At 47.2% G+C, this 885-nt stretch carries 1 protein-coding gene and 1 pseudogene; both read right to left on the bottom strand.

Annotated elements, in window-relative coordinates; all coding sequences use genetic code 11:
• Positions 1 to 573, bottom strand: a 573-nt coding sequence (narJ, locus tag GY683_RS07450; RefSeq protein WP_297288132.1) for a nitrate reductase molybdenum cofactor assembly chaperone, incomplete at its 3' end; no start/stop codon positions are given.
• 1 nt (position 574) lies between these two features.
• Positions 575 to 885, bottom strand: a pseudogene (gene narH, locus GY683_RS07455) (nitrate reductase subunit beta); the annotation flags it as partial.

Below are 885 nucleotides of genomic sequence, written 5' to 3' on the forward strand. Positions count from 1 at the left end.
AAGCTCATCATCAATGACGCTAAGCGGTTTGCCTGCGACTTGTAGCAGTGCCTTAAACAAACTGGCATAACTGCTGTCCTTGTCCACAAGTCTTGCCCCAAGTAGGGCTAAGATGTGGCTGACATCAGCAATATCCATGCGAATTTGCATGTCATCATCAATTTGCGTGGCTTGATATGCCAAAAACTCAAGATACATCGGCAAAAAGTCAGGCAATTCTTTGACACCGATTTCAAAGCCTGCTTGTTCGTATTGTCCCATTAAATCTACCATGGCTTGCCCACGGTCTCGGCTTTCGCCATGAACGTGTTCAAACAGCCAAAGCGACAAGGAACGCCCACGCTCAAACAGACCGTCATAGCGAGACTGTGCGTCAATCGTACCAAGGCTTGACAGCTCATCAATAAAGCTGACAATCTCACCACGCACATCAGGGCTAATCAGTCTTGATGTGGCGACGATTTCTTGGCACGCCTGCAATGTGTCATCAAGGAACAATTCATCACTAGGGTAGTCAAGCAGTAGGCTAATCACCTTGAGCAGACGAAAATCATTGGGGGTTTGTCCACTCATGCTAGTTCTCCCATGTCTGCACAGTTTCAATCATCTCACGGCGAGTTGCCTTGGTCTGACCGAACATATTGACATCATTGCTACCGCTACAGCCAGAACCAAAGCTAAAGCCACAGCCGTTTTTCTCAGCAAATACATCACTCATCGCTTCTTCACGGTGTGATGACGGAATGACAAAACGGTCTTCGTAGTTGGCAATCGCCAAGTAGCGATACATCTCTTCGACTTGTGCTTTGGTAAGACCCACAGCGTCTAGCACTTCTTTTGCGTCTTTTTTCTCAACAAGCTCAAGACGCTTGTAAGAACGCATGG

This window comes from Moraxella sp., from assembly GCF_024227015.1.
Classification (GTDB): Bacteria; Pseudomonadota; Gammaproteobacteria; order Pseudomonadales; family Moraxellaceae; genus Moraxella.